This window comes from Campylobacter sp. BCW_6465 (assembly GCF_001762815.1).
Lineage (GTDB): Bacteria > Campylobacterota > Campylobacteria > Campylobacterales > Campylobacteraceae > Campylobacter_D > Campylobacter_D jejuni.
Genome location: NZ_MJXN01000018.1, coordinates 1 through 878, shown reverse-complemented (window position 1 = coordinate 878; position 878 = coordinate 1). Strand labels below are relative to the sequence as shown.

Here is an 878-nt window from a genome sequence, read left to right as displayed (position 1 = left end):
TACTAGAAAAAAACATACAAGCTTTATTAAGTGGAGTAAATGAACCCTTAGGAAATAAACTTTTAAATTTCATACAAAATAAAACTTGTTCTCATTTTAATATAGATGAAAATTTAAATATCTTTGATAAAACTCATAATGTTTTCATGTATGAAAACTTAGAAGAAGAATTAAATTTTTTCTATCAAAGTATTTTAGAAAAAACTCCTAGATATCCTTTCGTATGTATTTATGGTATAGGCAATGCCTTGCTTATTAAAAATTTAGCTAAACACTATAAACATCTTTTTGTATTTGAAAGTGAAATAGAACTTTTTATCCTAGCTTTAAGTACACTGGATTTGAGTGAAGAACTAAAAACTTATCAAGTGATATTGTTTGATGCAGCAGCCAAGGATGTGGAAATTCATATTGCTATGGTTTTTGATCAACAAAGCATTTTAGAGTATTTAAGTTTATATGAAATGTTTATTAGCTCGCATTATTATCTTAAATACTATGAAGCTTCTATTTTATCTTTAAATGAACTTTGTATTAAAAGTGCAGCTGTTGCGATAAGAAATGCTGATATTACTTGTTTTTTACCTTTGCTAACACATGGACAGTTTTTACAAAACATCCCTTCTATGCTTGAAAGCATTCCTTTTCAAAGAATCTTAAATGAAAGAAAAAACAAATTCGAAAATGCTATAGTAGTTTCTGCAGGACCTAGTTTAGCTAAACAACTTCCTTTACTTAAAGCTTATCAAGAAAAAGCAGTGATCTTTTGTGCTGATGGGGCTTTAAGTATGCTTGAAAAAGAAGGCATAGTGCCTGATTATGTTACGAATTTAGATTTTACTGATTTAGCAATGAAATTTTTTCAAAATAAAGAAAAT

General features: G+C 27.4%; 1 protein-coding gene. It reads left to right on the top strand.

The window, feature by feature from the left end:
* A partial coding sequence (locus AJ886_RS01855; RefSeq protein WP_148124014.1) for a 6-hydroxymethylpterin diphosphokinase MptE-like protein occupies positions 1 to 878 on the top strand: 878 nt, incomplete at both ends.